Origin of the sequence: Coprococcus phoceensis (assembly GCF_900104635.1) — a bacterium.
Lineage (GTDB): Bacteria > Bacillota > Clostridia > Lachnospirales > Lachnospiraceae > Faecalimonas > Faecalimonas phoceensis.
Window position 1 is genome coordinate 92,722 of sequence record NZ_FNWC01000007.1, and the last position, 25,335, is coordinate 118,056.

The 25,335-nt window shown below is 41.6% G+C and carries 41 protein-coding genes and 1 tRNA gene; 41 read left to right on the top strand and 1 reads right to left on the bottom strand.

The window, feature by feature from the left end:
* The first annotated feature begins 5 nt into the window (after positions 1-5).
* Entirely contained in the window at positions 6-221 is a 216-nt protein-coding gene (locus BQ5364_RS04000) for a hypothetical protein (protein WP_071143683.1), read from the top strand.
* Here the strand turns inward: BQ5364_RS04000 and BQ5364_RS04005 are convergent.
* Complete coding sequence (locus tag BQ5364_RS04005; protein WP_136017789.1) at positions 202-909, bottom strand: DUF4145 domain-containing protein; 708 nt, start codon at positions 907-909, stop codon at positions 202-204. The two genes, BQ5364_RS04000 and BQ5364_RS04005, sit on opposite strands and share 20 nt — an antisense overlap.
* Before the next feature lie 59 nt (positions 910-968).
* Here BQ5364_RS04005 and BQ5364_RS17875 point away from each other — a divergent pair, with 59 nt between their 5' ends.
* The 40 genes from BQ5364_RS17875 to BQ5364_RS04170 all read left to right on the top strand — a co-directional run bounded on the left by BQ5364_RS17875 (position 969) and on the right by BQ5364_RS04170 (position 25,333).
* Entirely contained in the window at positions 969-1,130 is a 162-nt protein-coding gene (locus BQ5364_RS17875; RefSeq protein ID WP_159431667.1) for a hypothetical protein, read from the top strand.
* Positions 1,131-1,165: 35 nt separating this feature from the next.
* Complete coding sequence (locus BQ5364_RS04010) at positions 1,166-1,378, top strand: hypothetical protein (protein ID WP_071143684.1); 213 nt, start codon at positions 1,166-1,168, stop codon at positions 1,376-1,378.
* A gap of 76 nt (positions 1,379-1,454) precedes the next feature.
* Positions 1,455-1,619 (top strand): hypothetical protein, encoded by a 165-nt coding sequence (locus BQ5364_RS17880; protein WP_159431668.1) that lies wholly within the window; start codon positions 1,455-1,457, stop codon positions 1,617-1,619.
* Entirely contained in the window at positions 1,588-1,761 is a 174-nt protein-coding gene (locus tag BQ5364_RS17885) for a hypothetical protein (protein ID WP_159431669.1), read from the top strand. Before BQ5364_RS17880 ends, BQ5364_RS17885 begins: the two co-directional genes overlap by 32 nt.
* Before the next feature lie 2 nt (positions 1,762-1,763).
* The gene (locus BQ5364_RS04015) at positions 1,764-1,958 is read left to right on the top strand and encodes a hypothetical protein (RefSeq protein ID WP_071143685.1); all 195 of its coding nucleotides are present in this window, start codon (positions 1,764-1,766) and stop codon (positions 1,956-1,958) included.
* A gap of 85 nt (positions 1,959-2,043) precedes the next feature.
* Positions 2,044-2,301 (top strand): hypothetical protein, encoded by a 258-nt coding sequence (locus tag BQ5364_RS04020; protein ID WP_071143686.1) that lies wholly within the window; start codon positions 2,044-2,046, stop codon positions 2,299-2,301.
* Between the two features lie 30 nt (positions 2,302-2,331).
* On the top strand, positions 2,332-2,781 hold the full coding sequence (locus BQ5364_RS04025; protein WP_071143687.1) for a hypothetical protein: 450 nt from the start codon (positions 2,332-2,334) through the stop codon (positions 2,779-2,781).
* Positions 2,781-3,959, top strand: coding sequence for a DUF2800 domain-containing protein (locus BQ5364_RS04030; RefSeq protein ID WP_071143688.1), 1,179 nt, complete (start codon positions 2,781-2,783; stop codon positions 3,957-3,959). The genes BQ5364_RS04025 and BQ5364_RS04030 overlap by 1 nt, the downstream gene beginning before the upstream one ends.
* Positions 3,960-3,961: 2 nt before the next feature.
* Complete coding sequence (locus BQ5364_RS04035) at positions 3,962-4,591, top strand: DUF2815 family protein (protein WP_083382668.1); 630 nt, start codon at positions 3,962-3,964, stop codon at positions 4,589-4,591.
* A gap of 45 nt (positions 4,592-4,636) precedes the next feature.
* On the top strand, positions 4,637-6,634 hold the full coding sequence (locus BQ5364_RS04040; protein ID WP_071143689.1) for a DNA polymerase: 1,998 nt from the start codon (positions 4,637-4,639) through the stop codon (positions 6,632-6,634).
* Between the two features lie 10 nt (positions 6,635-6,644).
* The gene (locus BQ5364_RS04045; protein ID WP_071143690.1) at positions 6,645-9,044 is read left to right on the top strand and encodes a virulence-associated E family protein; all 2,400 of its coding nucleotides are present in this window, start codon (positions 6,645-6,647) and stop codon (positions 9,042-9,044) included.
* 292 nt (positions 9,045-9,336) lie between these two features.
* Positions 9,337-9,672: a PDDEXK family nuclease gene (locus tag BQ5364_RS04050; protein ID WP_071143691.1), complete on the top strand. Its 336-nt coding sequence runs from the start codon at positions 9,337-9,339 to the stop codon at positions 9,670-9,672.
* On the top strand, positions 9,662-11,050 hold the full coding sequence (locus BQ5364_RS04055; protein ID WP_083382670.1) for a DEAD/DEAH box helicase family protein: 1,389 nt from the start codon (positions 9,662-9,664) through the stop codon (positions 11,048-11,050). Before BQ5364_RS04050 ends, BQ5364_RS04055 begins: the two co-directional genes overlap by 11 nt.
* Positions 11,047-11,373, top strand: coding sequence for a hypothetical protein (locus BQ5364_RS18165; RefSeq protein ID WP_071143692.1), 327 nt, complete (start codon positions 11,047-11,049; stop codon positions 11,371-11,373). The genes BQ5364_RS04055 and BQ5364_RS18165 overlap by 4 nt, the downstream gene beginning before the upstream one ends.
* Before the next feature lie 111 nt (positions 11,374-11,484).
* On the top strand, positions 11,485-11,718 hold the full coding sequence (locus BQ5364_RS04065; RefSeq protein WP_071143693.1) for a hypothetical protein: 234 nt from the start codon (positions 11,485-11,487) through the stop codon (positions 11,716-11,718).
* Positions 11,718-12,320: a hypothetical protein gene (locus BQ5364_RS04070; protein ID WP_071143694.1), complete on the top strand. Its 603-nt coding sequence runs from the start codon at positions 11,718-11,720 to the stop codon at positions 12,318-12,320. Before BQ5364_RS04065 ends, BQ5364_RS04070 begins: the two co-directional genes overlap by 1 nt.
* A complete protein-coding gene (locus BQ5364_RS04075; RefSeq protein ID WP_071143695.1) occupies positions 12,320-12,709 on the top strand; it encodes a DUF551 domain-containing protein in 390 nt (129 codons plus the stop codon). The genes BQ5364_RS04070 and BQ5364_RS04075 overlap by 1 nt, the downstream gene beginning before the upstream one ends.
* A gap of 157 nt (positions 12,710-12,866) precedes the next feature.
* Positions 12,867-13,043 (top strand): hypothetical protein, encoded by a 177-nt coding sequence (locus BQ5364_RS17890; RefSeq protein WP_159431670.1) that lies wholly within the window; start codon positions 12,867-12,869, stop codon positions 13,041-13,043.
* A gap of 114 nt (positions 13,044-13,157) precedes the next feature.
* Positions 13,158-13,409 carry a hypothetical protein gene (locus BQ5364_RS17670; RefSeq protein WP_136017791.1) on the top strand — a complete coding sequence of 84 codons (252 nt, stop codon included), beginning with the start codon at positions 13,158-13,160 and terminating at the stop codon, positions 13,407-13,409.
* Entirely contained in the window at positions 13,336-13,764 is a 429-nt protein-coding gene (locus BQ5364_RS04080; RefSeq protein WP_083382921.1) for a hypothetical protein, read from the top strand. Before BQ5364_RS17670 ends, BQ5364_RS04080 begins: the two co-directional genes overlap by 74 nt.
* A 191-nt stretch (positions 13,765-13,955) precedes the next feature.
* Entirely contained in the window at positions 13,956-14,699 is a 744-nt protein-coding gene (locus BQ5364_RS04085; RefSeq protein WP_071143697.1) for an SLATT domain-containing protein, read from the top strand.
* A 71-nt stretch (positions 14,700-14,770) separates the two neighbouring features.
* A complete protein-coding gene (locus tag BQ5364_RS18070) occupies positions 14,771-14,917 on the top strand; it encodes a hypothetical protein (protein ID WP_162841121.1) in 147 nt (48 codons plus the stop codon).
* Between the two features lie 37 nt (positions 14,918-14,954).
* Positions 14,955-15,026 (top strand) — tRNA-Thr (locus BQ5364_RS04090).
* Between the two features lie 38 nt (positions 15,027-15,064).
* Complete coding sequence (locus BQ5364_RS04095) at positions 15,065-15,574, top strand: terminase small subunit (RefSeq protein ID WP_071143698.1); 510 nt, start codon at positions 15,065-15,067, stop codon at positions 15,572-15,574.
* Positions 15,555-16,817 (top strand): PBSX family phage terminase large subunit, encoded by a 1,263-nt coding sequence (locus BQ5364_RS04100; RefSeq protein ID WP_071143699.1) that lies wholly within the window; start codon positions 15,555-15,557, stop codon positions 16,815-16,817. The genes BQ5364_RS04095 and BQ5364_RS04100 overlap by 20 nt, the downstream gene beginning before the upstream one ends.
* 1 nt (position 16,818) lies before the next feature.
* On the top strand, positions 16,819-18,177 hold the full coding sequence (locus BQ5364_RS04105; RefSeq protein WP_071143700.1) for a phage portal protein: 1,359 nt from the start codon (positions 16,819-16,821) through the stop codon (positions 18,175-18,177).
* The gene (locus BQ5364_RS04110) at positions 18,149-19,660 is read left to right on the top strand and encodes a minor capsid protein (RefSeq protein WP_071143701.1); all 1,512 of its coding nucleotides are present in this window, start codon (positions 18,149-18,151) and stop codon (positions 19,658-19,660) included. Before BQ5364_RS04105 ends, BQ5364_RS04110 begins: the two co-directional genes overlap by 29 nt.
* Positions 19,657-19,833 (top strand): hypothetical protein, encoded by a 177-nt coding sequence (locus BQ5364_RS17895; RefSeq protein WP_159431671.1) that lies wholly within the window; start codon positions 19,657-19,659, stop codon positions 19,831-19,833. Before BQ5364_RS04110 ends, BQ5364_RS17895 begins: the two co-directional genes overlap by 4 nt.
* Positions 19,834-19,899: 66 nt before the next feature.
* Entirely contained in the window at positions 19,900-20,202 is a 303-nt protein-coding gene (locus BQ5364_RS04115) for an ImmA/IrrE family metallo-endopeptidase (RefSeq protein ID WP_071143702.1), read from the top strand.
* Between the two features lie 3 nt (positions 20,203-20,205).
* Positions 20,206-20,493, top strand: coding sequence for a ribosomal-processing cysteine protease Prp (locus BQ5364_RS04120; RefSeq protein WP_071143703.1), 288 nt, complete (start codon positions 20,206-20,208; stop codon positions 20,491-20,493).
* 85 nt (positions 20,494-20,578) lie between these two features.
* The gene (locus BQ5364_RS04125) at positions 20,579-21,193 is read left to right on the top strand and encodes a DUF4355 domain-containing protein (RefSeq protein ID WP_071143704.1); all 615 of its coding nucleotides are present in this window, start codon (positions 20,579-20,581) and stop codon (positions 21,191-21,193) included.
* A 14-nt stretch (positions 21,194-21,207) separates the two neighbouring features.
* Positions 21,208-22,131 carry a hypothetical protein gene (locus BQ5364_RS04130; protein ID WP_207646108.1) on the top strand — a complete coding sequence of 308 codons (924 nt, stop codon included), beginning with the start codon at positions 21,208-21,210 and terminating at the stop codon, positions 22,129-22,131.
* An 80-nt stretch (positions 22,132-22,211) separates the two neighbouring features.
* Positions 22,212-22,550: a collagen-like triple helix repeat-containing protein gene (locus BQ5364_RS18435; protein ID WP_071143705.1), complete on the top strand. Its 339-nt coding sequence runs from the start codon at positions 22,212-22,214 to the stop codon at positions 22,548-22,550.
* Positions 22,551-22,564: 14 nt separating this feature from the next.
* Positions 22,565-22,885, top strand: coding sequence for a phage head-tail connector protein (locus tag BQ5364_RS04140; protein ID WP_071143706.1), 321 nt, complete (start codon positions 22,565-22,567; stop codon positions 22,883-22,885).
* Positions 22,882-23,184 (top strand): hypothetical protein, encoded by a 303-nt coding sequence (locus BQ5364_RS04145; RefSeq protein WP_071143707.1) that lies wholly within the window; start codon positions 22,882-22,884, stop codon positions 23,182-23,184. The genes BQ5364_RS04140 and BQ5364_RS04145 overlap by 4 nt, the downstream gene beginning before the upstream one ends.
* Entirely contained in the window at positions 23,184-23,519 is a 336-nt protein-coding gene (locus BQ5364_RS04150) for an HK97-gp10 family putative phage morphogenesis protein (protein ID WP_071143708.1), read from the top strand. The genes BQ5364_RS04145 and BQ5364_RS04150 overlap by 1 nt, the downstream gene beginning before the upstream one ends.
* Before the next feature lie 3 nt (positions 23,520-23,522).
* The gene (locus BQ5364_RS04155; RefSeq protein WP_071143709.1) at positions 23,523-23,906 is read left to right on the top strand and encodes a DUF3168 domain-containing protein; all 384 of its coding nucleotides are present in this window, start codon (positions 23,523-23,525) and stop codon (positions 23,904-23,906) included.
* 14 nt (positions 23,907-23,920) lie between these two features.
* Positions 23,921-24,448, top strand: coding sequence for a phage major tail protein, TP901-1 family (locus tag BQ5364_RS04160; RefSeq protein WP_071143710.1), 528 nt, complete (start codon positions 23,921-23,923; stop codon positions 24,446-24,448).
* A 133-nt stretch (positions 24,449-24,581) separates the two neighbouring features.
* Positions 24,582-24,992, top strand: a complete 411-nt coding sequence (locus BQ5364_RS04165; protein WP_083382674.1) for a tail assembly chaperone — start codon at positions 24,582-24,584, stop codon at positions 24,990-24,992.
* 122 nt (positions 24,993-25,114) lie between these two features.
* On the top strand, positions 25,115-25,333 hold the full coding sequence (locus tag BQ5364_RS04170) for a hypothetical protein (protein WP_207646109.1): 219 nt from the start codon (positions 25,115-25,117) through the stop codon (positions 25,331-25,333).
* Positions 25,334-25,335 lie beyond the last annotated feature (2 nt).

Sequence of the window (25,335 nt, forward strand, 5' to 3'; positions counted from 1 at the left end):
TAGAGATGAAAGGATATTACAATCAGGAAGATTCAGGAACAGGATTAGAAGTTCCAACCGGAAGGCTAAGTATAGAAGTAAAGAATTTATCAGAATTTCGAGACTTGATAAATCAGGCTTATAAAGAAGCCGAACAACTGAGAATGACAATTGATCGGCTTCATAATTTTGAACTGAATATAGATTTTGGTGTGAAAGAGCCTATTTCACAGGATTCATAGATGCGGCATCTTCAGTAATAAGCATCATCCCAATAAAGTATACAATTGCTTGAATAAATGATTTCATATCAGAAACATCGCGAGCTTCTTGTTTTCGAATGTAGTGGGCTTCATCATTCCCGATCCATGCAGAACGTTCAGCTAAAGTTTTTATATTATCGGCAGAAATGTAGTTTTTAATGCATTGTACCAATGGTTTAGATTTAATTGATTCAGCTTCATCTGGATACTCATGGATAGCATAATCCTTGATAAGGAATTCCAGAGCTTTTCGATATCCAAGACCTGCAATTTCATCGAGACCAGAAGATTCGGCGGCAAGAGCTTGATTATATATTTTATCAAATTGAGGTGACAGCTCAGATATCTTATTATCGAAATCCTGTTTGACAAAACGATTTGGTTCAGAACCAATATAGTTAATTTCGCATGAGTTGCCACTTCCATCAGCAGATACTTCATAAGTACTTATAAATGGAGCATGGCATCCAGTGCAGTAATTCAAAACACATGCGTGTTGGACACAATATCCGACATCATAAGCAAAAGCATATAAAGGGAATGGTGAGATATTTGCTTTGCAAACGGGACAAACATTTGTAGGCTTATATGCTAAAGAAGAGATGTATTCGGACGAAAATTTATTACTTTCAATTTTAATATTGGACATATTAATCATTCCTTTCATAATTTGATAGGAAAATTATATCAAAGAAAATATTTAGAGACAAGTGTGGAGGTAACAGCATGAAATTAACTTACAAAGAATTGGCTTTATTAAACAGAATGATAAGCGTTGCATTAATGAGCGGTAAAGTTGAGTTCGATGAAGTTTCGGAATCAGTTCACAAGAAAGTTACTAATGAAATTGTAAGAAGGAATGAAAAGCAGTTCATTACTTCGGAGTAAGCATTGAGTATTTCTTAGAGTAGGAGGTGATAAGCGTGAGCGAAATCATACAAGCACCGGCAATCGCAAAAATAGTAGGGTGCGACAAAAATAAAGTTCGTTACAATATGAAAAATGGTTTTTGGGAATTTGGTCGAGTTATTAAAACCAGACCGAAGAAGCACAGATACGAAGCTACAATAACCGAAGTGGCAAGATATATCGAGATTAGCAGAGAAGAGGCAATTCGTAGGCTTGAAGGGAGGTGAGAAAGAACTGTGACATACAAAGAATACCAGCGTTACAAACGCAATAAAAACAGGGCGAAGAAAAGGAGAAAGAAGCATGAACGTAGATAGAGCAGTAAGACGTTTATTTGTGGCATCAGATAAGGGCTGTACGATACCGTATAGTGCCGAGGAAAGTGTGTTGAGGGAACTCAAGAAAGAACTGATTAAGATTTTGGAGGAAGATGGAATTGAACCGGAACAGAAGAAAAGCACTCCCTGATTGGGAGAAAAGAAGAATCCGAAACAGACATAAGAAATATCTGCGTAAGGAAAAGAGAACAGCTTGCGTAATGGCTCTTTTGGTACTGGCGATAATTGTCGTCGGGATTGTAGGGCAGATAATTTTGATAGGAGGTGTGTAGCTATGGAAGAAATCAAGGTGATGCAGTTCGGACGCTCGGATGTGTTAAGACAGAGAAGATTGAAGAATCAGTTGGCAGTAAAAGAGTTTCGTGACGAGTTGTTGTTCCGCAGAATTATGACAGGCGGTGTGATGGTAATACTCACAATGCTAGGGTTTTTAGCTGGAGAAATTACAGCAGCATCAATTTTACTATAAGAAAGAGCACCCACATGAGCCGGCAAGCTCGGGTACTCGGATAATAAACCAATTAAATTGTAGAGGATTTTGGAGGGAAAGTCAATTGATTAAAGCAGAATACAAAAAAAATGAAGCAATGGAGTTAAAGATATCCGGTGACTTGGAGACTATTTGGTGTGAAACACTCGAGATTTTGAGAAATTTTCACGCATCAATTTCTAGAACAACGAGTAAGGCGGAGGCAGATTCATTTATTGATTCTTTAGCATTTTTAAGTAAGTTATCAAGTGGGGAATTTGAGGGAAACGCTGGAGAGGTACTTTTTGGCAAATTTTTAGCAGAGAAAAATAGTAACAATTAACCATACATATATGAAAGAGAGGAAACAGTAATGAGTTTAGAAGTAACAATCAATGTACCAGGATTAAAAGAATTATCAGAGGCACTTATGCAGCTGGCAGTTGCAATGGGAGGAAAATCTGTACAAATGGACGAGGCAGCTGTCGGACAAGCCGTGCACGAACAGCAGAGTACGGAAGAAGCTCCTTGGGGGAATGCATCCGTTCCACAGCAGAACACAACGGGGGCAGTACCAACTCCTTCAGTACCAGTACAAGCATCAGCACAGTCAATGCAGGCACCTGCAGCAGTACCGACATCTGAACCGACGTATACAAGAGATGATCTGTCTAAGGCAGCCATGCAGCTGATGGACAAGGGGATGCAGGCGCAGCTTATGCAGCTGATCCAAAGCTTTGGAGTAGCATCTTTGATGGAGCTTTCACCGGAACATTATGGGAACTTTGCGACAGGACTTCGCGGAATGGGGGCGCAGATCTAATGAATCATCAGGAGAGAACACATGCGGTCTTAAGTGCATCGGGAGCACATCGATGGCTCCTGTGCACTCCGAGTGCAAGACTGGAAGAACAGTTTCCGGATACCACATCAGACGCGGCCAGAGAAGGAACTCTAGCGCATGAACTGGCCGAGATGAAACTGAGACATTATTTTCAGACAAAAGAGTTTGGAAAACGGAAATATAACGCCGAGGTTAAAAAGCTGAAAACCGAAGAGTTGTGGCAGGATGAAATGGACGGTTATACAGAAATCTATAAGGATTACATTAAAACGCTTGCGCTTTCATTTCCTGCAGAACCTTATTCGGCGATTGAAAAGAGGGTGGATTTTAGTCAGTATGTTCCGGATGGATTTGGAACTGCAGACTGCATCCTGTTAAGTGGTAATACGTTGCACGTAATTGACCTCAAGTATGGAAAAGGGGTGCCAGTCAGCGCAGAAGAAAATCCACAGATGATGTTGTATGCGCTCGGCGCATATCAGGCGTACAGTTTCTTATACGACATTCGGAGCATCCATCTTGTGATCATACAGCCTAGATTAGACAGTATTTCAGAATGGGAATGTCCATTAGGGGAATTACTTGAATTTGCAGAATATGTAAAGGATCGTGCGAAACTGGCAATCAATGGAGCGGGAGAGTTCTGCCCCGGAGAAAAACAGTGTCGGTTCTGCAGGGCAAAAGCACAGTGCAGGGCAAGGGCAGAAGAAAACGTAAAGCTGGCTTTTAATCCGGATAAAGGAAAACTTCCGCCGCTGATCAGTAACGAGGAAATGGGGAAATATCTTTCCACTGGGGAAGATGTGGCCAAATGGCTTTCAGACCTAAAAGAACATGCATTGAAAGAATGCCTCGCGGGAAACGAAGTAGCAGGATGGAAGGCAGTAGAGGGAAGAGGATCCAGAGAATGGACCGATATGGAGGCAGCATTTGAAGTGTTGAAGGAAAAAGGAATTGCAGAAGAAATTCTGTACGAAAAGAAAGCATTGACACTTGCACAGGTAGAAAAGACAATCGGGAAAAAAGATTTCGCGGAGATGGTCGGCGGTATGGTCGTAAAGAATCCGGGCAAGCCGACCCTTGTAAAAGAATCCGATAAACGAGAAGCGATTACAAATAAAATCACAGCCGAAAAGGCATTTCAGGAGGAGCAATAATCATGGAAAATTTAACAAACGTAACAACAGGAAAAGTAAGATTATCATATGTACATGTATTCAAACCATACGCGTATCAGCCGGGACAGGAAGAAAAATTTCAGGTAACCATCTTGGTACCAAAGACAGATATGGATACGATGAACCGGATCAATGCAGCAATTGAAGCTGCCAAGCAGAAAGGGATTTCAGATAAATGGAACGGAGTGTGTACTCCAATCGTCCCGACTCCGGTATACGACGGTGATGGCGTGAGACCATCAGACGGGATGGCTTTTGGTCCGGAGTGTAAAGGACACTGGGTATTCACTGCGAGTGCAAAAGCAGACTATCCACCGGAAGTTGTAGATGCGAATCTAAATCCGATCATCAATCAGTCAGAGATTTACAGTGGTATTTATGCAAGAGTAAATGTGAATTTCTTCCCGTATGCATTCGGAGGAAAGAAAGGAATCGGGTGCGGACTAGGTCCAGTGCAGAAACTTGCAGACGGAGAAGCGCTGGGAGGAAGTGCACCGACAGCTTCACAAGCTTTTGGAGCGCCTGCACCTCAGCAGACTGCAGCGCAAGTAACACAGCAATATCAGCAGACACAATCTACAATAAATCCGATTACCGGATTACCAATGTAGGATATTTAGGGGCGTATGCCCCTTTTTGTAACAGGAGGGACGCAGATGTTAAGGCATTTGAGTATAGACATTGAAACAAAGAGCAGCGTGGATATCGGAAAAGCCGGATTGTACAGATATGCACAGTCAGAAGATTTTGAAGTGTTATTGTTTGCTTATCAGATGGATGATGGAGAAGTTGAGCTTGTGGATTTGGCACAGGGAGAGCAGATCCCGGAAAATGTACAGTTGACGCTGAAAGATGCGACTGTTGTAAAACATGCATACAATGCAGCGTTTGAATGGTATTGCCTGAATCGTGCCGGTTATGAGACACCATTAGAACAGTGGAGATGCACTATGATACATGGACTGTATTGTGGTTACACAGCCGGATTGGATGCGACCGGAAAGGCAATCGGACTTCCGCAGGACAAGCAGAAACTGACAACCGGAAAAGCATTGATCCGGTACTTCTGCGTTCCATGTAAACCGACAAAGAGCAATGGAAATCGGACATGGAATCTCCCGAGACATGCACCGGAGAAATGGGAATTGTTCAAGGAATACTGCAAACAGGACGTGGTAACAGAGCGTGCAATATTAAAACGTCTGAGTTGTTTTCCGGTTCCGGAAGAAGAACAAGAGTTATGGCAGCAGGATATCCGGATGAACGCCTTTGGTGTACGTGTGGATTCGAAATTGATTGAAGGAGCGCTGATGATAGACGGGGTGAGCAGTACAGAGCTGACAGAAGAGGCGATCAATATTACAGGACTGCAAAATCCAAATAGTACAGCACAGTTGAAAGCATGGGTGGAAAAAGAACTTTCAGACAGCTTAGAGATGGATGTGGAACTTCCGGGACTACGAAAAGAAGACGTCTCCATACTTTTGGAAAGAAACGACCTCCCAAAGGAAATAAGGCGTGTTCTCGAAATACGGCAGCAGCTTGGGAAAACATCCATTAAGAAATACGTGGCGATGGAAACGGCCAAGGGTGCAGATGACCGTGTGCGTGGTCTGACACAGTATTATGGGGCGAATCGGACCGGAAGATGGGCGGGACGTCTTGTGCAGTTACAGAATCTCCCAAGAAATTATTTAAAGACGTTAGACTATGCAAGAGAACTTGTTAAGACAAAGAATTATGACGGAATAAGGTTCTTGTATGGAAATGTTCCGGACACCCTTTCCCAGCTGATCAGAACAGCATTTATCCCATCGGAGGGACATAAGTTTGTAGTTGCCGATTTTTCCGCAATTGAGGCGCGTGTGATCGCATGGCTTGCGGGGGAACAGTGGGTAAACGAAGTATTTGCTACTCACGGAAAGATTTATGAAGCAACGGCATCTCAGATGTTTCATGTGCCGATTGAAAAGATTGTAAAAGGAAACCCGGAGTACAGTCTTAGACAGAAAGGAAAGGTTGCGACACTTGCGCTTGGATACCAGGGAGGAACAGCTGCGCTGATCGCGATGGGAGCATTGAACATGGGACTGGCAGAAGAGGAACTTCCGGATATTGTGCAGAGATGGAGAAATGCGAATCCGAGAATCCGAGATTTGTGGTATGCGGTGGAACAGGCAGCGCTTACAACGATGCAGACAGCTCAGCCACAGGGCATCAACGGTTTGATTTTCCGGTATGAGGGGGAACTGATGTATGGACAGAGCTTCCTGACAGTACAATTGCCAAGTGGGCGAAAACTTTTTTATCCGAAACCGTTCTTAAAGGAAAATCAGTTCGGAAAGATGGCAATCCATTATTATACAGTCGGACAGCAGACAAAAAAATGGGAAGTGGCATCTACTTATGGAGGAAAAATGACGGAAAATATCGTGCAGGCAATCGCAAGAGACTGTTTAGCTGAAACCCTCAGAAGGATTGAGCAATTAGGCTTGCAGGTCGTATTCCACGTACATGACGAGGTTATCATTGATGCGCCGATGGAAGTAACGGTGGAACAAATCTGTGACTTGATGGCGGAACCAATCAGCTGGGCACCGGGTTTGCTCTTAAAGGGAGCCGGATTTGAAAGCAGTTATTATATGAAAGACTAGGAGGAAACAGATGGATTACAATAGAAAATTATGGATCAGCACGGCCGGAACCAGAAAGGCAACGTACTGGCCGAAGAATGAAATCATGTGGTCTGATTTTGTGGACCGTCTGAAAAATCCGGTGAGAAGTTCTGAAACAATGGAGGAATATCTGGCGCTGGGGAAAAGCCAGCAGGCGGAATTGAAGGACGTAGGTGGATTCGTAGGCGGCACCTTTATAAATGACAGGAGAAAGAGCTCTTATGTACAAGGAAGGGATATTTTGACTTTGGATATGGATAATATCCCCGCAGGACAGACGGATGAAATATTGAAAAGAGTATCAGGGCTTGGATGTGCGGCTGCAGTCTACAGTACAAGGAAACATACAGGATATGCGCCAAGACTGAGGGTGCTGATCCCGTTAGACAGGACAGCTACCTCTGATGAATATGAGCCGGCAGCAAGAAAAGCAGCAGCGCTGATCGGGATCGAGTTCTGTGATCCAACGACATTTGATGCAAGCCGGCTGATGTACTGGCCAAGCTGCTGTAGTGATGGGGAATATATCTGTAAAAGTTATGATCATCCGTTCTGCAGTCTGGACGGATTGCTTGGGATGTACCAGGACTGGAAGTGCGTGAGCGAGTGGCCGCAGGTACCGGGAAGTGATGCGATCGAGCGCAGAAGACTTGCAAGACAGGAGAATCCGTTAGAGAAAAAAGGAATTATCGGAGCTTTCTGCCGTACGTATACGGTCACGCAGGCAATGGAGAAATTTATCCCTGGCATGTATGAGGCAACGGATATTCCGGGGAGATATACATACACTGGTGGATCCACAACAGGCGGGGCGATCCTGTACGATGACGATCTATTCTTATATTCCCACCATGCAACGGATCCATGCTCCGGACAGCTTGTGAATGCGTTTGACTTGATCAGGCTGCATATGTTCTCCGACAGGGATAAGGAATCAAAGGAGGCAACTCCGGTGAATAAGCTTCCATCTTTCCAAGCAATGTCAAAGCTTGCAAGGGAAGACAAGACAGTATCAGGGCTTGTAGTAAAAGAGAAGTTTGAACAGGCAAAAGAAGTCTCCGGCATGAATCCGGCTGAGGATGAAAATGTGGACTGGGTCTTAAGACTTACAAGAGACGGAAATAACAGGATTGAAAAAACAATCAATAACGTGACCATAATCCTGGAGAATGACCCTTTTTTGAAAGGAAAGATTGTGACAGATGAGTTTGCAAGCTGCGGCATGGTGCGCGGGAGCCTTCCGTGGAATCAGAGAGAAGGAAAGCGGAGATGGGAAGATGTGGACTATGCCGGATATTATCGCTATATGGAGACGTTTTACGGGATTACAGGCAAGGAAAAGCTGGACAACGGTCTTCTGATCGTCAGCAGTCAGAACAAGGTCAATGAGGTGAAGGAATACCTGACAAGTCTCAAATGGGACGGTGTGAAGCGGGTGGATACGCTTCTTTCGGATTATCTTGGGGCTGACGATAACCTCTATACGCGTGCAGTAATACGAAAATCATTGTGCGCCGCAGTGGCAAGGGGAATCTTAGGCGGTGTGAAATATGATTACATGCCGATCTTTGCAGGACCGCAGGGGATTGGAAAGAGTACATTTCTTGCAATTCTTGGAAGAGAGTGGTTTTCTGATTCCCTCACAAGTTTCGAAGGAAAAGAGTCCGCGGAGCTGATACAGGGAACTTGGATCAATGAAGTCGGGGAACTGACGGCGATGACGAAGCAGGAGACCAGTGCGGTCAAACAGTTTCTGAGCAAGACGCATGATATCTATAGGGCGGCTTATGGACGTACAACGAATAAATACCCAAGACGGTGCGTATTCTTCGGTACAAGCAACGACAGCGAGTTTTTAAAGGATTCCACGGGGAACAGAAGGTTCTGGCCGGTGGATGTAGGAGAACATAAAGCAAAGAAATCGGTATGGCAGCATCTCCCTTTGGAAGTGGATCAGATATGGGCAGAAGCCTACGTGTATTGGGCAATGGGGGAAGAATTATTTTTACCGAAAGAGATTGAAAAACTGGCAGAAGAACAGCAGGAAAAACACAGGGAGTCTTTTGCAAAAGAAGGTGTAATAAGGGAATTTTTGGATAGAAAAATCCCAGCAGACTGGAATAGTATGAACCTATTGCAGAGGCGGCAGTACCTCCAGGGAGGGATGCAGACAGCAGAAAAACAGGTTCTGGTAGACCGGGAAAAGGTATGTGCTGCAGAGATTTGGCAGGAATGTTTTGGAAGTGATATCAAGTACATGGGAAAAAGAGACAGTATGGAGATCAATAATATTTTATCTGGAATACCAGGATGGAAAAGGAACCGGTCTTCGCAGAGATATGGCTTTTACGGAACTCAAAGAGGGTTTGAAAGGGTGTCAACAATGTAGAATGACACCTGTATACAAAGCCTGAAATCGTCAACAGAGGGATAAAAAATGCAAAAAATTAGAAAAATCATGAGTTTGTTCACATGTTAACAGGATTGTTGCAAAGCTGTTGACACGAAAAACCGCAGAAATACAACATTTATAAATATATGTCAACAATGTCAACAAACTTTTTATAAAAAATAAAAATATAAAAATAAAGAGTACACGTACGCTATATGTATTACCTAACGCGCCTAATAGAGAGTACACATACGCGTGCGAGGTTGTAGATGTTGCAGGAGGTGTGAAAATGTTAGAGAAAGAGATTGAGAAAATATTGGTGACAGAAGTGAAGAAGTTGGGAGGTAAGGCATATAAGTTTGTCAGTCCCGGTAACAGCGGGGTACCGGACCGGATTGTAATATTCCCGAAAAAACCCCCGGTGTTTGTGGAATTGAAAACGGACACAGGCGTGCTTACGAACCTGCAGACTGTACAGGTGAAAAGGCTGAGAGAACTTGGCCAAACGGTGGAAGTAGTAAAGGGGATAGCCGGATTGATCAAATTTTTCGGGAAATACGGATATCCGCAAGTGAGCATTCTACTTTCCGGAAAATACAAAGGGGTGAAAACAGATGGAGTTTAAACCACACGGCTATCAGAAACACTGTATTGAAAAGATCATCGAGATAAAAAAAATCGGGTTATTTCTCGATATGGGACTGGGAAAAACGATCACAACATTAACGGCCGTGAAGGAATTGAAATATAACCGGTTTGAAGTACGGAAAGTGCTTGTGATCGCACCGAAGAAAGTGGCCGAAGGAACATGGACCAAGGAAAAAGATAAATGGGAGCACACGAAGATGCTGAGGGTATCTCAGGTACTTGGAAGTCAGACAAAACGCATCCGTGCACTGAACACACCGGCGGACATCTACATCACCAACAGGGAGAACGTAGTGTGGTTAGTGGATTATTACCGGAACAGCTGGCCGTTTGACATGGTGGTGATCGATGAATCCAGCAGTTTTAAGAGCCATAAAGCAAAACGGTTTAAAGCACTTGCGGGTGTGGGAACAAGGATCAACCGTCTTGTAGAGCTTACGGGAACTCCATCCCCAAACGGACTTGATGACCTGTGGGCACAGATCTATCTGTTAGACGGAGGTGAACGACTCGGAAAAAGATATACACAGTTCCGGGAACGGTATTTTGATCCGGGAGAACGTGGGAACAATGTGGTATATAACTACAAGGCAAAGCAGGGGAGCGAGGAAAGCATCCTGAAAATCATTTCCGACATCTGCATCAGCATGAAGGCAGAGGATTATCTGCAGCTTCCGGATGTGACGTACCATCCTGTAACCGTTACCTTGGATACAAAAGCAAGAAAGGCATATCAGGAACTGGAGAGAAAAATGGTGCTGGCACTTCCGGAGGATGAAGAAGAAATCAGTGTGACAAGTGCAGCGGCGTTGAGCAATAAACTTCTGCAACTTGGGAACGGTGCGATTTATGACGAGGATCGAAACGTGCATGAAATCCATAACTGCAAGATTGAGGCATTCATGGAACTGGTGGAATCTCTTCAGGGGAAACCAGCATTAGTGTTTTATAATTTCCAGCATGATAAGGAGCGGATCTTAAAGGCGCTTGCAAAGACAGGGTTACGCGTAAGAGAGTTAAAGACCACACAGGATGAGGATGACTGGAACAATCGTGAAATTGATATCCTTCTGACGCACCCGGCAAGCAGTGCCTATGGTTTGAACCTACAGCATGGAGGAAACCATGTAATCTGGTTTGGTCTTACCTGGAATTACGAACTGTACACCCAGGCAAATAAAAGGCTGCACAGGCAGGGGCAAACGGAGAAGGTAATCATTCACCAGTTGGTATGTGACGGCACAAGAGACGAAGACGTAGTACAGGCGCTGGAACGAAAAGATGATGTGCAGAATTACGTGATGCAGAGTTTGAAAGCAAGGATAAAACGGATCAAGGAGGAATCAGGAAAATGAACAAATACGAAACAAAGATGGACAAGATAACAACGGAATTTGCAGAGCATATCTGTGACAATCTGTGCCGATATCCGTACATGGCAGATGGAAAGTCTTTAGAAATTATATGTTCAGAATGTAAAATTGGGAAGTTTATCTGCGATATCTTGAATGAATACAATCGGATTAATGATTTTGATAAGACGCAGACTGCAAAGCTGCTAAAGCAGGTGCAGGAGCTGAAGGAACGGGATACGGCGAAGAAACCGATTATCATCGGGGTGAATGGAGCAATTGGATGCAGAGTGGGGGGAATGTCCAAAATGTGGAGGAATACTTAGAAGTTATATGAGGTTTTGCGACGAGTGCGGACAGAGGTTAGATTGGAGTGAGTAATATGCAGACAGTAGTCGGAAATATTTTTGATAATCCGGAGCTGTTGGAGGTGGAACATGAAAACATATAGATGCAAGAAATCATTTTGTGTAGATAACTACGATGCGGATGGATTCTTGATCGAAAATAGTTCTACCGTGATTGAATCTGGAAAAATTTATGAATTGGACGAAAACAGCAACACGATAGTCGGTGGAGAAATTCATCTTGACTCTATTGATGATGGTTCGTGGTTGGAGATTACAAAAGCACACTTAGAAGAATATTTTGAGCTGTTGGAGGTGGCGTGATGGTTGATTTAAAATTTCAGAAAAAACAATTTGTGAATCATATAGCAAAATTCACAGATTATGGAAATATAAAAATTGTGGACTTTGGAAGACCTGACAGCAACGAATACAGAATCAGATTTCTTTTTGAAGAAGATTATTGTAGATTACATATTTCCGGTGATTTAGGAGAATTGATTGCATCGAATTATAACAACATGACTTTCGAAGGATTTTCGGACTTTGTAAATGATGTGGGTTATTTCCGAGAAAAAATTGATTGTCACAATCGTAAAATATACACATATAATTCCGAAGATGCGGAAAGAGACCTAAAAGAATTGTTGGAAGAATGGGATATGATGGAAGAGATTCTCCAACACGATAGATGCGATTTTGAGACAGATGAAGACAAATTAGAAGAATTTTACGAAGATGTGCTGGAAGATTTTTCAGAGGATACAGGCGTTGGTTCAAAAGGATATGATGCACTGTCAGAACATTTCAGCGATGTATGGGAATTTGTTAGAGATATCGGGAAAAGATCAACAGGAATTTTGGATGTGTATATGTTGGCTTTTAAATTAGCTGCGGAACAGCTAAAAGAGAAAGGTGAGGTTTGATGAACGTACTAGAGAAGATTTTGGAAGAGATAAAAGAAGTCGAGAAAAAGTTTGTAGTTGGACATGAAGTGTTATTTGCTTTAGGTGCTACTGGAATAGCAACTGAAATTGAAGAAATCATCCGTTCGCACATGAACGATGAAGACAATAACGGTTGGATTCCAGTAGAGGACGGATTGCCGGAAGAAGGAGAAGAAGTGGAAGTAACTATCGAGGAGATGGCTGATAGTGCTGGTGGAATGAGATATTATACAAAAACAGCATGGGTGCAGGAGGAGCGTTGGGTTATAAAACGCAATCCTTGCAATCCGAGAGTAATAGCCTGGCGTTCACTTCCGGAACCATACAAGCCTAAGAAACTACAAACAGAGGAGAAGTCGGTACAATGACCGGCTAATTATGAAAAAGAAAATCTATATAAAAACTAAATGTCTTTGTTTGATTATTACTATACACAGGATTTGTGATAATCCTGTGATGAAAAGATAGAAAGAATGTGAACGAAGTTTTAAAGATTTGTGAAAGAGGAGTAGGAGGAGTGAAAAGGTGGACAACCTGGAAAACATTGTAAATAAAATGCAAAGCGACGCAGAAATGAAATACACAAGAACAGTAGAAAAAGAAAGAGCATACTGTGATGGATACAAACAGGGTATTGAAGATTTGTATGCATATATACGACGGAGCAAAGCGTTTAAAGAGGGCAGCGGAGCACGGTCTTAAGTGCCGTTGCCCCGACCTCACAGTATTATAGGCTCCTCTACTATATATACACGCGAACTTGAAAAATCTAACGCTATTTTTAAAAAAATATAAAATTTGAAGGGAAGTGATAATTTGAGCTATGGAAGAACACGGAAGCAAGCAAAGCTGGACGAAGAAAATACCTTTGATGATATTATAAAGCGGGGACCGTCAGAAAGTGCAAAACGTCAGATGCAGCACGAAGCATATCAAAGCATCGAGGTAATGGACTATATCAGAAAAATACATAAGGGAGGTGGTGCCGGTGGAAATGACAAAAGAGCGATTAGCATCGTACAGGAGCAATCGCCAGGAAATAAGAGAACTGGACTGGATGCTGAATAATCGTTGGGAGAGCGACAGTATGATAGGGAATGATGTTGTCTTCGATTACAGTAAAGGCTATCCGATGCCACAATCAGTCGTAGGGTTTGATCAGAAAAAGTATGAAAGACTGCAGAACCGGGATTTGCGTAGAAAAACGTATCTCGAAAAGGAAAATGAGGAGATAGAGGATTTTATAAGCAGAATCACAGATAGCTTAACAAGAAGAATATTCTTCCATTATTACATAAATGGGGACAAACCAGTTAATCAGAGCATGATATCAAAAAAAGTTCATATAGACAGAAGCAGAATAAGCAGAAGAATAGATGAATATTTGAAAAACGCACAAAAAGCACAGAAAGCACATGTATAATAACAATAGAGCCAATAGGCGAACAGCAATCGGATCGGAGAATCGGTTGGTTTCTCCTGACAAAATTCTTCTTATACGTATCTGGAAAAGCACCATATAGAAATATAGGGTGCTTTTTGTTGAAAAATGTAAAAAGTTGACGTATACTTCCCATGTAAATAATTTAGAAAATGGAAGTAAAGGAGAATAAAATGAAAAGCAAGAAGAAAAAATGTAACAACTCATTAAAAGAGCAAGAAAAAAATGAAGTTCCTAAATATGATAAGGCAAAGTGGAAAAACATAATTGATACGACACAAAGTAATTATGCAAATATGATAAAGCGATTAGATAAAAGCCAAAAGATGTCAAATTTTGTATTAATTTATTATAGTATTTTTTTGATTGTAAATACGTTAACGGGAAAATATTTTCCAGAGTATTTTAATCTAAAAGTTTCTGAGTATTTTGGGGTTATATTGTCTATCATTGTTTTAGCGTATTCTATAATAAATAATAGTGCTAATTATTCAATAAGAATATCTCGCATTGAAGAATCGCTAAATAAATTAAAAACAATTAAGCGTAATTTGGAAACTAGCGAATTAGAGAAATGTGTAGATGAATATAATAAAATAACTGATAATACAGAAAGAAGATCAGACGTTGATTTTTTTATTACAGTAAAACATTTATGCAATGAATTTGGAATAAGTTGGATAACAAAGAAAAAAAAGAAAGAAAAGAAAGAAAAGCAAATGGAAACTAATACAAATATTTCAGGGGAAGAAGATAAAAAACAAAAACAAATTGTTAATAATTATATCAGCGAGATTAATGTTTGGTTAGAAGAGGGGAAGATAATATGCCAAAATATATGGTATGTAGTATTAGTTTTAGTTCCAATTGTTATTTTTACGATGTGTGTTGTAGCACAAGGAAGTGGAAATTTTTAAACGTACCCGCTGTGATTCCTTCCAATACATAAAACCTCTCATTCCTCACATACTATATCTGAGGTGAGGAAATGGATAAGAAGAACCAAGAGAAGTTGAACAGAAAGAAAAGCAATGAAAAATTCAACAGCATTACCGAGAAGGTAAAGCCGGAGAATCAGAACCAGCATCACAATGTCAGGAAAGAGGCAGTTGATGTGAAGATGAGACAAATGTAAGGCGTCCATTAGGGCGTCTTTTCTAATACCCAAATATGGATACATAGCTCAGTGGTAGAGCACTTCACTCGTAGTGAATATGTCACAGGTTCGATTCCTGTTGTATCCAGAGATAGAAAATTGATAGATTGGAAGGTGGTGAGCCATATGACAGAAAAACAGAAAATATTTGCAGATGAATACTTGATTGATTTGAATGCTACACGGGCTTACCGCGCGGCATATCCATCCGTGAAGAAAGATGAAACAGCGAGGGCAAATGGAAGCAGAATGCTAACAAATGCTAACGTTGCAGGGTATATTTCAGATCGAATGAACGAACGCCAAAAGCGAACGGAAATCACACAGGATATGGTGCTTCAAGAGTTGGCTTCGATTGCTTTTGCAAGGGCAACAGATTATGTAGAAATTAAAGTTGATGGTACAAATAGCGTGGTTATGGTGAAGCCAACTACAGAACTGTCAGAAGAGCAGATAGGAGCAATCGCAGGAATCAAAGAGGGAGCTAATGGAATTGAAATCAAATTGAATGATAAAGAAAAGGCGTTGGAAATGTTAGGACGTCATTTAGGTATGTGGAATGATAAACTGGATGTGGCAGGAGATATGGACATGAAGATTGTAGTAGACTACGGTGATGAAGATGAAACAAGTTAAGGTGGGATTTAACGGGAATTTCAAAGAATTTAATGAGTGCAAGAAACGATACCGATTGGCAAAAGGCTCTGCTGGCTCTGGAAAGTCGGTAAACATTGCACAGAATTTTATCATCAAACTTGGTGATCCAAAGTATAAAGGCGCGAATCTTCTGTGTGTCCGGAAAGTAGACACAACAAACAAAGATAGTACCTATGCGGAGTTGAAGAGCGCAATATACAAAATATACGGAGATAAAGCGGGATTATTCTGGCAGATCAGAAGCAATCCGATGGAGCTGATCTCTAAAGTGACTGGAAATAAAATAATTTTCCGAGGGATGAAAGATGATGGACAGCGAGAAAAAGTAAAGTCTATCACATTCGATGTCGGAAAACTAACATGGATATGGATTGAAGAAGCAACGGAACTTTATGAAGCGGATGTCGATATTCTCGATGACCGACTCAGAGGTGACTTGTCATTCAATCCATTTTTGTATTATCAGATCACATTCAGCTTCAATCCGGTGTCAGCAACGCACTGGTTAAAAGCAAAATATTTCGACATAAAAAGTGATGATGTATACACACACCAGTCTACGTACCTGCAGAACCGGTTCATAGACGAAGCATATCACCGACGCATGATGATGCGTAAAGAACGTGATCCGGATGGGTATCGGATTTACGGACTTGGGGAGTGGGGAGAAATAGGCGGTTTGATTCTTACAAATTATGTGGTCGAGGAGTTCGACACATCTCCAGAAAGATTCGATTACATGGTAAATTCACAGGATTTTGGATTCAACCATGCGAACTGCATTGGGGAGGTTGGATTCAAAGATGGGGATATCTACTTATGCCGGGAATTGTATGTATTTGAGAAAGATACATCCGAGATTATACAGCTGACCGAAGGGAAGTTTCAGAAGCGAATTATCATGTACTGCGATTCTGCGGAGCCGGATAGGATTAAGATGTGGCAAAAAGCAGGATACAGAGCATGTCCGGTTAAGAAAGAGCCGAACAGTGTAAAGGCGCAGATTGATTATTTGAAGCAGCACACGATCCACATTTATCCGTCTTGCGTGAATACGATTAAAGAGATTCAGCAGTGGAAATGGCGAAAAGATGAGAAGACGAATACTTTCACGGACGAGCCAGTGAATTTCTTTGATGATGCGATGGCGATGCTTAGATATTCCATTGAGCAGGAGAGAAAGGGCAAAGTGAAACTAAAGACCTTTAGAGGAGGAATATAGAATGAATGGAAAAAGACCATATAAATTGCCGGAACCGCTTTTATGTTCCGCTGATAAAGAAATCAATATGACATTGGTAGATGAATACATCCGAAAACATGAGAAAAGGATGCCAAGATATAACTACCTTGAAAATCTATACAAAGGATTTCACGATGTATTCCATCTTCCGGAAAAGGAATCATGGAAGCCGGATAACCGACTGGCAGTAAATTTTCCACGGTACATCACTGAAACATTTTTGGGATATGCCTATGGGATTCCGGTGAAAAAATCACATCCGGATACAAAGATTAAAGATGTAATTATTGAGTTCGACAGAGATAATGATATTTCTGATCAGGAATACGAGCTTGCGAAGAAATGCTGTATTTATGGACATGCATTTGAGTATTTTTACCAGGATGAAGAGGCAAAGACAAAGACCGTGATATGCAATCCAAAAGAACTGTTTGTCGTCTATGATGATACCGTAAAGAACCGTGCACTATTTGCTATCAGATATGGATATAAAGATGATAAAGTCACAAGGCACGGAGAAATACTGACAAGAGAGAAAATCATCCCATTCGAGGGGGAAATCATGCAGGAGAGCATACCGAATCCCTATGGTCGTATTAATTGTGTAGAATACATGTTAAATGATGAGAGAATCGGACTTTATGAAGAAGTATCCGGCATGGTAGAAACATATAACAGAGTAATAGGAGAAAAGGCAAATGATGTGGATTCTTTCGCAGAGGCATATCTAGCAGTGCTTGGCGCCGAGCTGGATGAGGATGGTGTTTATAAGATCCGGGACAATCGAATTATAAATCTTTATGGTACGGAAAGTGCAAAAGATATTATCGTGCAGTTTCTTGGCAAACCAACTGCAGACGGAACGCAGGAAAATCTTTTGAATCGGCTTGAGGATTTGATTTATCAGACAAGTATGGTAGCAAATATTTCGGATGATTCTTTTGGAAACGCTTCTGGAACATCCCTTGCATACAAATTACAGTCCATGAGCAATCTTGCACTAACATTCGACCGTAAAATTGAAAAGTCCATGAGAAAGCGATATAAGCTGTTTTGCTCTCTTGCAACGAATGTATCTGATCAGGATGCATGGAAAGATATTGATTTTACAATGAGCAGAAATATCCCGAAAAATCTCCTCGAAGAAGCGCAGACAGCACAGGCACTTGAAGATGTTGTGTCAAAGGAGACCCAGCTTTCTGTTCTGTCTATTGTAAAAGATGTTTCCGAGGAAATGGATCGAATGGAGAAGGATGAAAAAAAGAGACAGAAAACAATCGTAGAAAAACGGATGTTCGGAGGTGCGGCAGATGAGCAGCAGGACGTACTGGAAGAATAGGGAAGAAGAGCAGCGAAAGAAGAATATTAGGGATGAAGCCGAATATGTAAAAGAGATCGGGAAGATCTATGTGAACATGATGGATGAGATCCAAAAAGAAATAAATGGATTCTATACAAAATACGCAAAAGCAGAGGGGATCTCGATTACAGAAGCGAAAAAGCGGGTATCCAAAATGGACATTGATGCGTACAGCCGGAAAGCAGCACAGTATGTAAAGGATAAAAATTTTTTGAAGGAAGCCAATGAGGAAATGAGGCTTTACAATGCAGCCATGAAAATCAACCGGCTGGAAATGCTGAAAGCTAATATCGGAATACATCTTGTCGGTGGATTTGATGCGTTGCAGAAGTATTTTGACCAGATCCTGACGGAGAAAACGCTGGAAGAATTTGAAAGGCAGGCAGGTATCTTAGGGGAATCCATTCAGAACAATGCGAAGATGGCACATTCGATCGTAAATGCTTCATTCCATAATGCAAAATATTCGGATCGTATATGGATGTACCAGGATATGATGAAAGCAGAACTGGCGAAACTCTTACAAACAGGTCTGATACAGGGAAAGAATCCAAGAGTATTGGCAAAACATCTTACCAAACTGTTTGGAGTAAGCCGGGAAAATGCAGAGCGACTGATGATAACGGAACTGTCAAGGGTGCAGGCAGAAGCGCAGAAACAGTCTTATATCCGCAATGGATTTGATGAGTATGAGTTTATCGCGGAGCCGACTGCCTGCCCGATCTGTAGGGCTTTAGACGGAAAACATTTTAAAGTATCAAAAATGATGCCAGGAGAAAATGCACATCCAATGCATCCACGTTGCCGGTGCAGTACAGCAGCATATATGGACGATAAAGAGTATCGAGAGTGGTTGGATGGGTATTCTAAACATGGGATGAATTTTGAGGAATGGAAAAATAGGAGAGAGAAAGAAGAAAGCAAGACGAAGTATAAGTACAAAAATACAGTTGTTGATTCAAAGCTCATTAATTCTCCAGAATACAGAAGACGAATTGATAAGATTTCCAATATAACAAAGGTCAACAGAAATATATGGAAGCTTTCGAAAGATATGTTACTCCACAGATCAGGAACAAAGTTTGAAGATTTAGCATATATTGATGAAAAAACGGGAAAATATGAAATCAATAAGGATTATAATGCTGAAAGTCGTGCAAAGCCGAATAAGAAAATGGACGCAATGCTGAAAGATGCAGAGCCGTATACCATCATTGGAATACATAATCATCCAGGAAGCAGCGTTCCAAGTATGGGAGACTTGCTCGCATGCTTATACAGGCAATATAAGTGTGGAGTAGTAGTGTGTCATGATGGAAAAATATATAAATATTTCGTTGATGAGGAAAAGTTTAATCAAGTATTAGCACATTTTGCACTTGATAACTTAGAAAGAACAGGATATACTGATGAAGTAAAGAAGCAGTTTGTAGATGCGGGGGTCTGTTTGGAGGTGTTATGATGGAGAAGGAAAAAGAATATAAAAGAATTTGTGAAAAACTTGGATTTGTTCCATCGGAATATAAATATGATGGACCAGTAGAAGAAGATGATAGCATACCTAATCCCTTTTCGGTATTAACTATTGAAGAAGGAAGATTTTTATATGAAAACGGTTATTTAAATCCAAGATAGATACCATCGGTCGAGCGGGCTGGTGGTATTTTTATACCTATTTTTAAGGAAGGAAGCGTGAATGATATGAGCATACCAGAGAAAGTAAAAGTTTTATATAAAGAATATACAGTAGAAGAACAACAGAATCTACATGATGAAGAAGGCGATTTGTATGGGCTGATACAGTATCTCCCAGAGAAAATCGTCCTGAATGCAGATGCGTCAGAAGAACAGAAAAAATCGACTTTAGTACATGAATTGTTGCATGCACTTGATGAAATGTACAGTATTGAACTGGAAGAGAAGCAGGTTGAGAAACTTGGAAATGCGTTGTATATGCTACATTGCGATAATCCACAATTGTTTCACGCCGAAGGGGGGCGATAACGATTGATTGAGGTAAGAATCCGTCCAGAGCGAATTAAAATCTCTGGACACGCCAGGTATGCAGAACCTGGAAAAGATATTGTTTGTGCGGCTGTTACAGCACTCACACAGACGTTGATCAAGTCGATTGAAGAATTGACGGATGACGAAATAGAATACAGCATATCCCCCGGAAGGGTTGATATAAATCATAGGAATCTATCGGAGAAATCAAAAACTTTGGTAGATTCCTTTTTCATTAGCGTTTGTTTGATTGCCGATGAGTTCCCGGAGTATGTCCGGGTATTGTAACTGGAAGTGAGCGAAACCTCGTAAAACTATGATTCGATGCAATAGTCTGGACAATGGATGGACTGGGGCGAAAGGAGAAGTTAACATGAAACTTAGAGAATTTATGGCATTACAATTATTTGCCGAGAACGAAGGAATTGGGGCGGAAGGCGATGGATCCGGCGCGAACGGCGAAGAAACACATGGCAACGAGGAAAGTCAAGGGACTTCCGGCAACACGTTTGAGGACTTTTTAAAAGACGGAAAGAATCAAGCGGAATTTGACAGAAGAGTCAATAAAGCAATCGAAACTGCACTAGGCAATGCGAAAGTGAAGTGGCAGGAGGATGCTGACCAGAAAGCAGAAGAAGCGGCAAAAGTCGCAAAGATGAATGCAGAACAGAAACAGCAGTACGAACTGGACAAGTTAAAGAAAGAAAATGAGAGATTGCAGGCAGAGTCTGTAAGAAATCAGCTTGGCAGAAATGCGGCAGGGGTGCTTGCAGAGAAAGGCATCGAAGCAACACAAGACGTTCTTGATTTTGTCGTAGGAGCCGATGAGGCAGATACCAATGCAAGAATTGACACTCTCATGAAAATCGTAGAATCCCAGCTTAAGAAAGCCGAGATTGCCAGGGCAACCGGAACTACGCCAAAAACTATGGCAAACTCAGGAAGCCAGTTATCTGAATTTGACAAGCGAATTGCAAAGTATAAGTAAAGGAGAATGTGAAGATGAAGAACAAAGAATTTATGATGTTACAGTTATTTGCGGCAGGAGACAACAATGATATGCCGGTAAGAAGCTACCAGCTTGAGTTTAAAAGACTTTTGAAGGCAGTATTTAAAAAGATGTCTTATTTCGCGGATTTTTTCGGCGGCGAACTTGAGGCACTTGATGGAGTCAGAGAAAATGAAACAGCCTTTTATGTAAAAACATCAGACATTCCGGTTGTGGTTGGAACTGGGTACGATAAAACAGCTACGAAAGCGTTTGGAACGGGAACAGGGAACTCTAGTCGTTTCGGGGAGAGAAAAGAGATTATCTACGCGAACACGCCGGTTAATTACTCTTGGGAATGGAATTACCACGAGGGAATTGACCGACACACCGTAAATAATGATTTTGACGTTGCGGTAGCAGATCGCTTGGAACTGCAGGCGAGGGCTAAGACAAAGCAGTTTAACAAGCAGCACGGAAAATTTATTTCCACATCTGCAGGAAAAACTTTAAGTGTTACTGATTATACGGCAGACAATGTATTAAAGCTGTTTAATGAGCTGTCTAAGTATTTTAACAACATCGAAGCAGTTGGAACGAGGAAGATTAAGGTTTGTTCCGATTTATACAATGCTATTGTAGATCATCCTCTTAATACAACTGCGAAGAATTCCAATGTAAATATCGAAGGAAACGAAGTTGTGAAATTCAAAGGTTTCATTGTAGAAGAGATTCCAGATGAGCTCTTCCAGTCAAAAGAGTGCGCTTATGCATATATTGCAGGAGTGGGGAAAGCATTTACCGGAATCAACACGGCGAGAACGATTGAATCGGAAGATTTCGATGGTGTAGCATTACAAGGAGCTGGAAGAGCCGGAGAATTTATCTTAAATGACAATAAGAAAGCGGTAGTAAAAGTAACAAAATCGGGGGAATAGAACCCGCTCCTGATATAGCCTTGGTAGGCAGCGGGAAAATCGGCAAGGCGAAAATTGGAAAAGGATAGGAGGAATATATTATGGCATATACACCAACAACATGGAGCGATGGAGATGTTATCACTGCGGAGAAGATGAATAAATTGGAGCAGGGCGTGAAGAATGAGCAGGTTGGACCAGCAGGACCAGCAGGAGCAAAAGGCGAAAAAGGCGATCCAGGACCAGCAGGAGCAAAAGGCGAAAAAGGCGATCCAGGGCAGAGTTACGTTCTTCCAGCGGCGAATAAAACAACGATTGGCGGTGTGAAACAGATGGCTTTAATTGCAGATTTGTCTACAGAAACAGCATCTGACCTGAAAAGCAAAATCAATGCAATTCTTGCGGAGATGAAAAAACAGGGTATCATGGCAAATTCGTAAGGAGTTGAAATTCAATGCTGAATGATTTAAAAAAACTTCTTGGAATCGAGGATGATTCTCTTGATCAGAAACTGGAGTTGATACTCAGATCTGTGCAGGGGCGCCTAAAGCTCCTGCTCGGAGGAATTGAAGTACCGGAGGAAATGAATCATATCGTTGTGGAAGTGGCGGTGATCCGGTTCAACCGGCTAGGTTCCGAGGGGATGTCTTCCCACAATGTCGAGGGCGAGAACATGTCCTACAATGACAACGATTTTGATGGATTTATGAATGAGATACAAGCTTTTTTAGATTCGCAGAAGGAATCAAAACGAGGAAGGGTGCGGTTTATTTGAGATGTGATACAGAGGTATTCTTCCAGTCGATCACGCCCGGAGAATATGATGAGTCTACCGGAGATTATGAAGAAGATAAGATCACGGAAGAAAAAAAGCATGCCAGTGTTACAGATACTGGCACGGATATGATGAATCTTGTGTACGGTGCTATAAAGCAGGGAAGTAAGACAGTGCGCTTGCAGATGCACTATAAAAAGCCGTTCGACCTTATCCGGATAGGCAATGTCCTATACAGAGTGGATTTTGAACGGAAACTTCGAACAAAGCACGTGTTTGTGGTATCGGAGGTGCAGTGATGGCAGGCATTAAATTTGAAGGAATCGCAAAGCTGGATAAAGGTTTGAAAAAAAGAATGGATCTGAATGCAGTCAAGACAGTTGTCCGAAAAAACGGAGCTGATATGCAAGTAAAATCACAGAGAAATGCGCCGGTTGATACCGGGACTTTGAAGCGGAGCATAGGTCTTGATATGTCAGACAATGGAATGACTGCCACAGTAGAGCCGACAGCTGAGTATGCTCCATACGTGGAACTCGGAACCCGGTTCATGGAAGCACAGCCGTATTTAAAACCCGCATTTGAGGAGCAGAAGAAACAGTTTGAAAAAGATTTACAAAAGCTTGTGAGGTGAGGCATGGATCCACAACAAGAATTATTTACAAAATTATTAACAGAGATCAAATCATTAGGGTATGACGTATATGACGGTTTTCTTCCGCCGGATGGTACGTCGTATCCTTTTGTTTATCTCGCAGATAGCCAACAGACAGACGATGCCAATAAAACGGCTGTGTTTGGCAATGTGTATCAGACAATTCACGTATGGCACGACAATCCAAGGCAGAGAGGAACGGTGTCAAAAATGTTGCTGGCGACTAAAAATGTGTGCAGAAGACTGGATCATACCGAAAATTTTGCATGGAATGTCCGGAATGTAAACCAGAGGATACTTCCGGATACAACAACAAAGCAGCCTCTTTTACACGGGTTGCTGGAAATAGAATTTAGTTTTAGTTAGAGAGGAGAAAAAGCATGTTTAAGACAGGTTTACAGTTATTTGCCGAAGCCGTATCCGGAAAGAAAATCGTATATTTATACAGGTTGGCGAAGAATGCTTCGAAAGAGGCGGGAAAAAATTTGGCGTTCACAACGGAAAATGGGAGAACGAAAAGTAAGGATGCGGATTCTACTGCGACAAAGGATGGTTCTATCAGGACACCAGGGACAACGGAAGTAGAGATTACGGCTACAAGTATTTTATCAAAGGGAGACAAGACAGTTCAGGAACTTGAGGATGCAATGGATTCTGATGAATTGATTGAAATCTGGGAAGCGAATCTCGCTGATCCGGCAGAGGAAGGACAGAATAAATTTAAAGGAATGTATTTTCAAGGGTATCTTACAGAGTTTGAAATCACTTCGGCAGCAGAAGATAATGTGGAAGTGTCTCTCACATTTGGAATCAACGGTTCTGGAAAGCGTGGGGATGTCACTGTGACAACCCAGCAACAGGAAATCGCAAATTATGTGTTCAAGGATTCTGTGAAAGAGGGGGAATAATACCCTCTGAGGATGTAGCCTTAATCGGCAGAGGGAAAATTGGAAAGGCAAAAGTAGGAAAGGAATAAATATATACATAGAGGGCGGGAAACTGCTCTCTTTTGTTTTGCTGAAAAGCAAGGAGGAGTTAAAGATGATGGAATTAACAATTAACGGACAGGTGTATCAGTTCAAGTTTGGGATGGGTTTTTTAAGAGAACTGAATAAACAGATGGTCATTCCAGTGGACGGAATACCAGGGGCAAAGAAAGACATCGGATTCCGATATACATTAGGGTCTTTTTTGGATAATGACCCAGAAGCACTTGTAACTATTCTTAATACTGCAAATAGAGGACAGGATCCTCGTGCGACAAGGGAAATACTTGATGATTACGTAGACGATGAAGACACAGATATTGACCAGCTTTTCGAGGATGTTTTGGGTTTCTTAAAGAGTTCGAATGCTACCAAGAAAAACACAGTGGAATTATTGGAAGCTGTGGAGAAGGAGAAGAAGAAACAGGCAGAGATGGAAGCGAAAAAACAGGAGATGATGGCATAAGTTTTGAGGAATTCTATCAAGAGGTTGCCTTGAATTGTTTCCGGTATCTCGGGTTTCGTAGTTTTGCTGAGGTCGATAATCTAACGATTCCGGAATACAACCTTCTGATGGAGGCTGTGCGGTTGAAAGAGGTAGATAAAGACTACCGAAACCACCTGCAGGCGTTTCTGAACTTTGCTGTGAGAGCGGAGAAGAAGATTGGAAAAGGGAAAACGAGACCGGTATATCAGCGGTTTCGGAAATTCTACGATTATGAAAAAGAGGTTGACAAAGTAAAAAACAGAAAAAAGAAGCAGGAGAGATTATCGGTTATCGGCAAAATGATGAGAAAGGGGGAGTGATG

Bases quoted from the DNA above. Each gene is read 5' to 3' on its own strand.
- BQ5364_RS04000 (WP_071143683.1), top strand. From the start codon at position 6: ATGAAAGGATATTACAATCAGGAAGATTCAGGAACAGGATTAGAAGTT.
- BQ5364_RS04005 (WP_136017789.1), bottom strand. From the start codon at position 909: ATGAAAGGAATGATTAATATGTCCAATATTAAAATTGAAAGTAATAAA.
- BQ5364_RS17875 (WP_159431667.1), top strand. From the start codon at position 969: ATGAAATTAACTTACAAAGAATTGGCTTTATTAAACAGAATGATAAGC.
- BQ5364_RS17880 (WP_159431668.1), top strand. From the start codon at position 1,455: ATGAACGTAGATAGAGCAGTAAGACGTTTATTTGTGGCATCAGATAAG.
- BQ5364_RS04015 (WP_071143685.1), top strand. From the start codon at position 1,764: ATGGAAGAAATCAAGGTGATGCAGTTCGGACGCTCGGATGTGTTAAGA.
- BQ5364_RS04025 (WP_071143687.1), top strand. From the start codon at position 2,332: ATGAGTTTAGAAGTAACAATCAATGTACCAGGATTAAAAGAATTATCA.
- BQ5364_RS04030 (WP_071143688.1), top strand. From the start codon at position 2,781: ATGAATCATCAGGAGAGAACACATGCGGTCTTAAGTGCATCGGGAGCA.
- BQ5364_RS04035 (WP_083382668.1), top strand. From the start codon at position 3,962: ATGGAAAATTTAACAAACGTAACAACAGGAAAAGTAAGATTATCATAT.
- BQ5364_RS04040 (WP_071143689.1), top strand. From the start codon at position 4,637: ATGTTAAGGCATTTGAGTATAGACATTGAAACAAAGAGCAGCGTGGAT.
- BQ5364_RS04045 (WP_071143690.1), top strand. From the start codon at position 6,645: ATGGATTACAATAGAAAATTATGGATCAGCACGGCCGGAACCAGAAAG.
- BQ5364_RS04050 (WP_071143691.1), top strand. From the start codon at position 9,337: ATGTTAGAGAAAGAGATTGAGAAAATATTGGTGACAGAAGTGAAGAAG.
- BQ5364_RS04055 (WP_083382670.1), top strand. From the start codon at position 9,662: ATGGAGTTTAAACCACACGGCTATCAGAAACACTGTATTGAAAAGATC.
- BQ5364_RS18165 (WP_071143692.1), top strand. From the start codon at position 11,047: ATGAACAAATACGAAACAAAGATGGACAAGATAACAACGGAATTTGCA.
- BQ5364_RS04065 (WP_071143693.1), top strand. From the start codon at position 11,485: ATGAAAACATATAGATGCAAGAAATCATTTTGTGTAGATAACTACGAT.
- BQ5364_RS04070 (WP_071143694.1), top strand. From the start codon at position 11,718: ATGGTTGATTTAAAATTTCAGAAAAAACAATTTGTGAATCATATAGCA.
- BQ5364_RS04075 (WP_071143695.1), top strand. From the start codon at position 12,320: ATGAACGTACTAGAGAAGATTTTGGAAGAGATAAAAGAAGTCGAGAAA.
- BQ5364_RS04080 (WP_083382921.1), top strand. From the start codon at position 13,336: ATGACAAAAGAGCGATTAGCATCGTACAGGAGCAATCGCCAGGAAATA.
- BQ5364_RS04085 (WP_071143697.1), top strand. From the start codon at position 13,956: ATGAAAAGCAAGAAGAAAAAATGTAACAACTCATTAAAAGAGCAAGAA.
- BQ5364_RS18070 (WP_162841121.1), top strand. From the start codon at position 14,771: ATGGATAAGAAGAACCAAGAGAAGTTGAACAGAAAGAAAAGCAATGAA.
- BQ5364_RS04095 (WP_071143698.1), top strand. From the start codon at position 15,065: ATGACAGAAAAACAGAAAATATTTGCAGATGAATACTTGATTGATTTG.
- BQ5364_RS04100 (WP_071143699.1), top strand. From the start codon at position 15,555: ATGAAGATGAAACAAGTTAAGGTGGGATTTAACGGGAATTTCAAAGAA.
- BQ5364_RS04105 (WP_071143700.1), top strand. From the start codon at position 16,819: ATGAATGGAAAAAGACCATATAAATTGCCGGAACCGCTTTTATGTTCC.
- BQ5364_RS04110 (WP_071143701.1), top strand. From the start codon at position 18,149: ATGAGCAGCAGGACGTACTGGAAGAATAGGGAAGAAGAGCAGCGAAAG.
- BQ5364_RS17895 (WP_159431671.1), top strand. From the start codon at position 19,657: ATGATGGAGAAGGAAAAAGAATATAAAAGAATTTGTGAAAAACTTGGA.
- BQ5364_RS04115 (WP_071143702.1), top strand. From the start codon at position 19,900: ATGAGCATACCAGAGAAAGTAAAAGTTTTATATAAAGAATATACAGTA.
- BQ5364_RS04125 (WP_071143704.1), top strand. From the start codon at position 20,579: ATGAAACTTAGAGAATTTATGGCATTACAATTATTTGCCGAGAACGAA.
- BQ5364_RS04130 (WP_207646108.1), top strand. From the start codon at position 21,208: ATGAAGAACAAAGAATTTATGATGTTACAGTTATTTGCGGCAGGAGAC.
- BQ5364_RS18435 (WP_071143705.1), top strand. From the start codon at position 22,212: ATGGCATATACACCAACAACATGGAGCGATGGAGATGTTATCACTGCG.
- BQ5364_RS04140 (WP_071143706.1), top strand. From the start codon at position 22,565: ATGCTGAATGATTTAAAAAAACTTCTTGGAATCGAGGATGATTCTCTT.
- BQ5364_RS04150 (WP_071143708.1), top strand. From the start codon at position 23,184: ATGGCAGGCATTAAATTTGAAGGAATCGCAAAGCTGGATAAAGGTTTG.
- BQ5364_RS04155 (WP_071143709.1), top strand. From the start codon at position 23,523: ATGGATCCACAACAAGAATTATTTACAAAATTATTAACAGAGATCAAA.
- BQ5364_RS04160 (WP_071143710.1), top strand. From the start codon at position 23,921: ATGTTTAAGACAGGTTTACAGTTATTTGCCGAAGCCGTATCCGGAAAG.
- BQ5364_RS04165 (WP_083382674.1), top strand. From the start codon at position 24,582: ATGATGGAATTAACAATTAACGGACAGGTGTATCAGTTCAAGTTTGGG.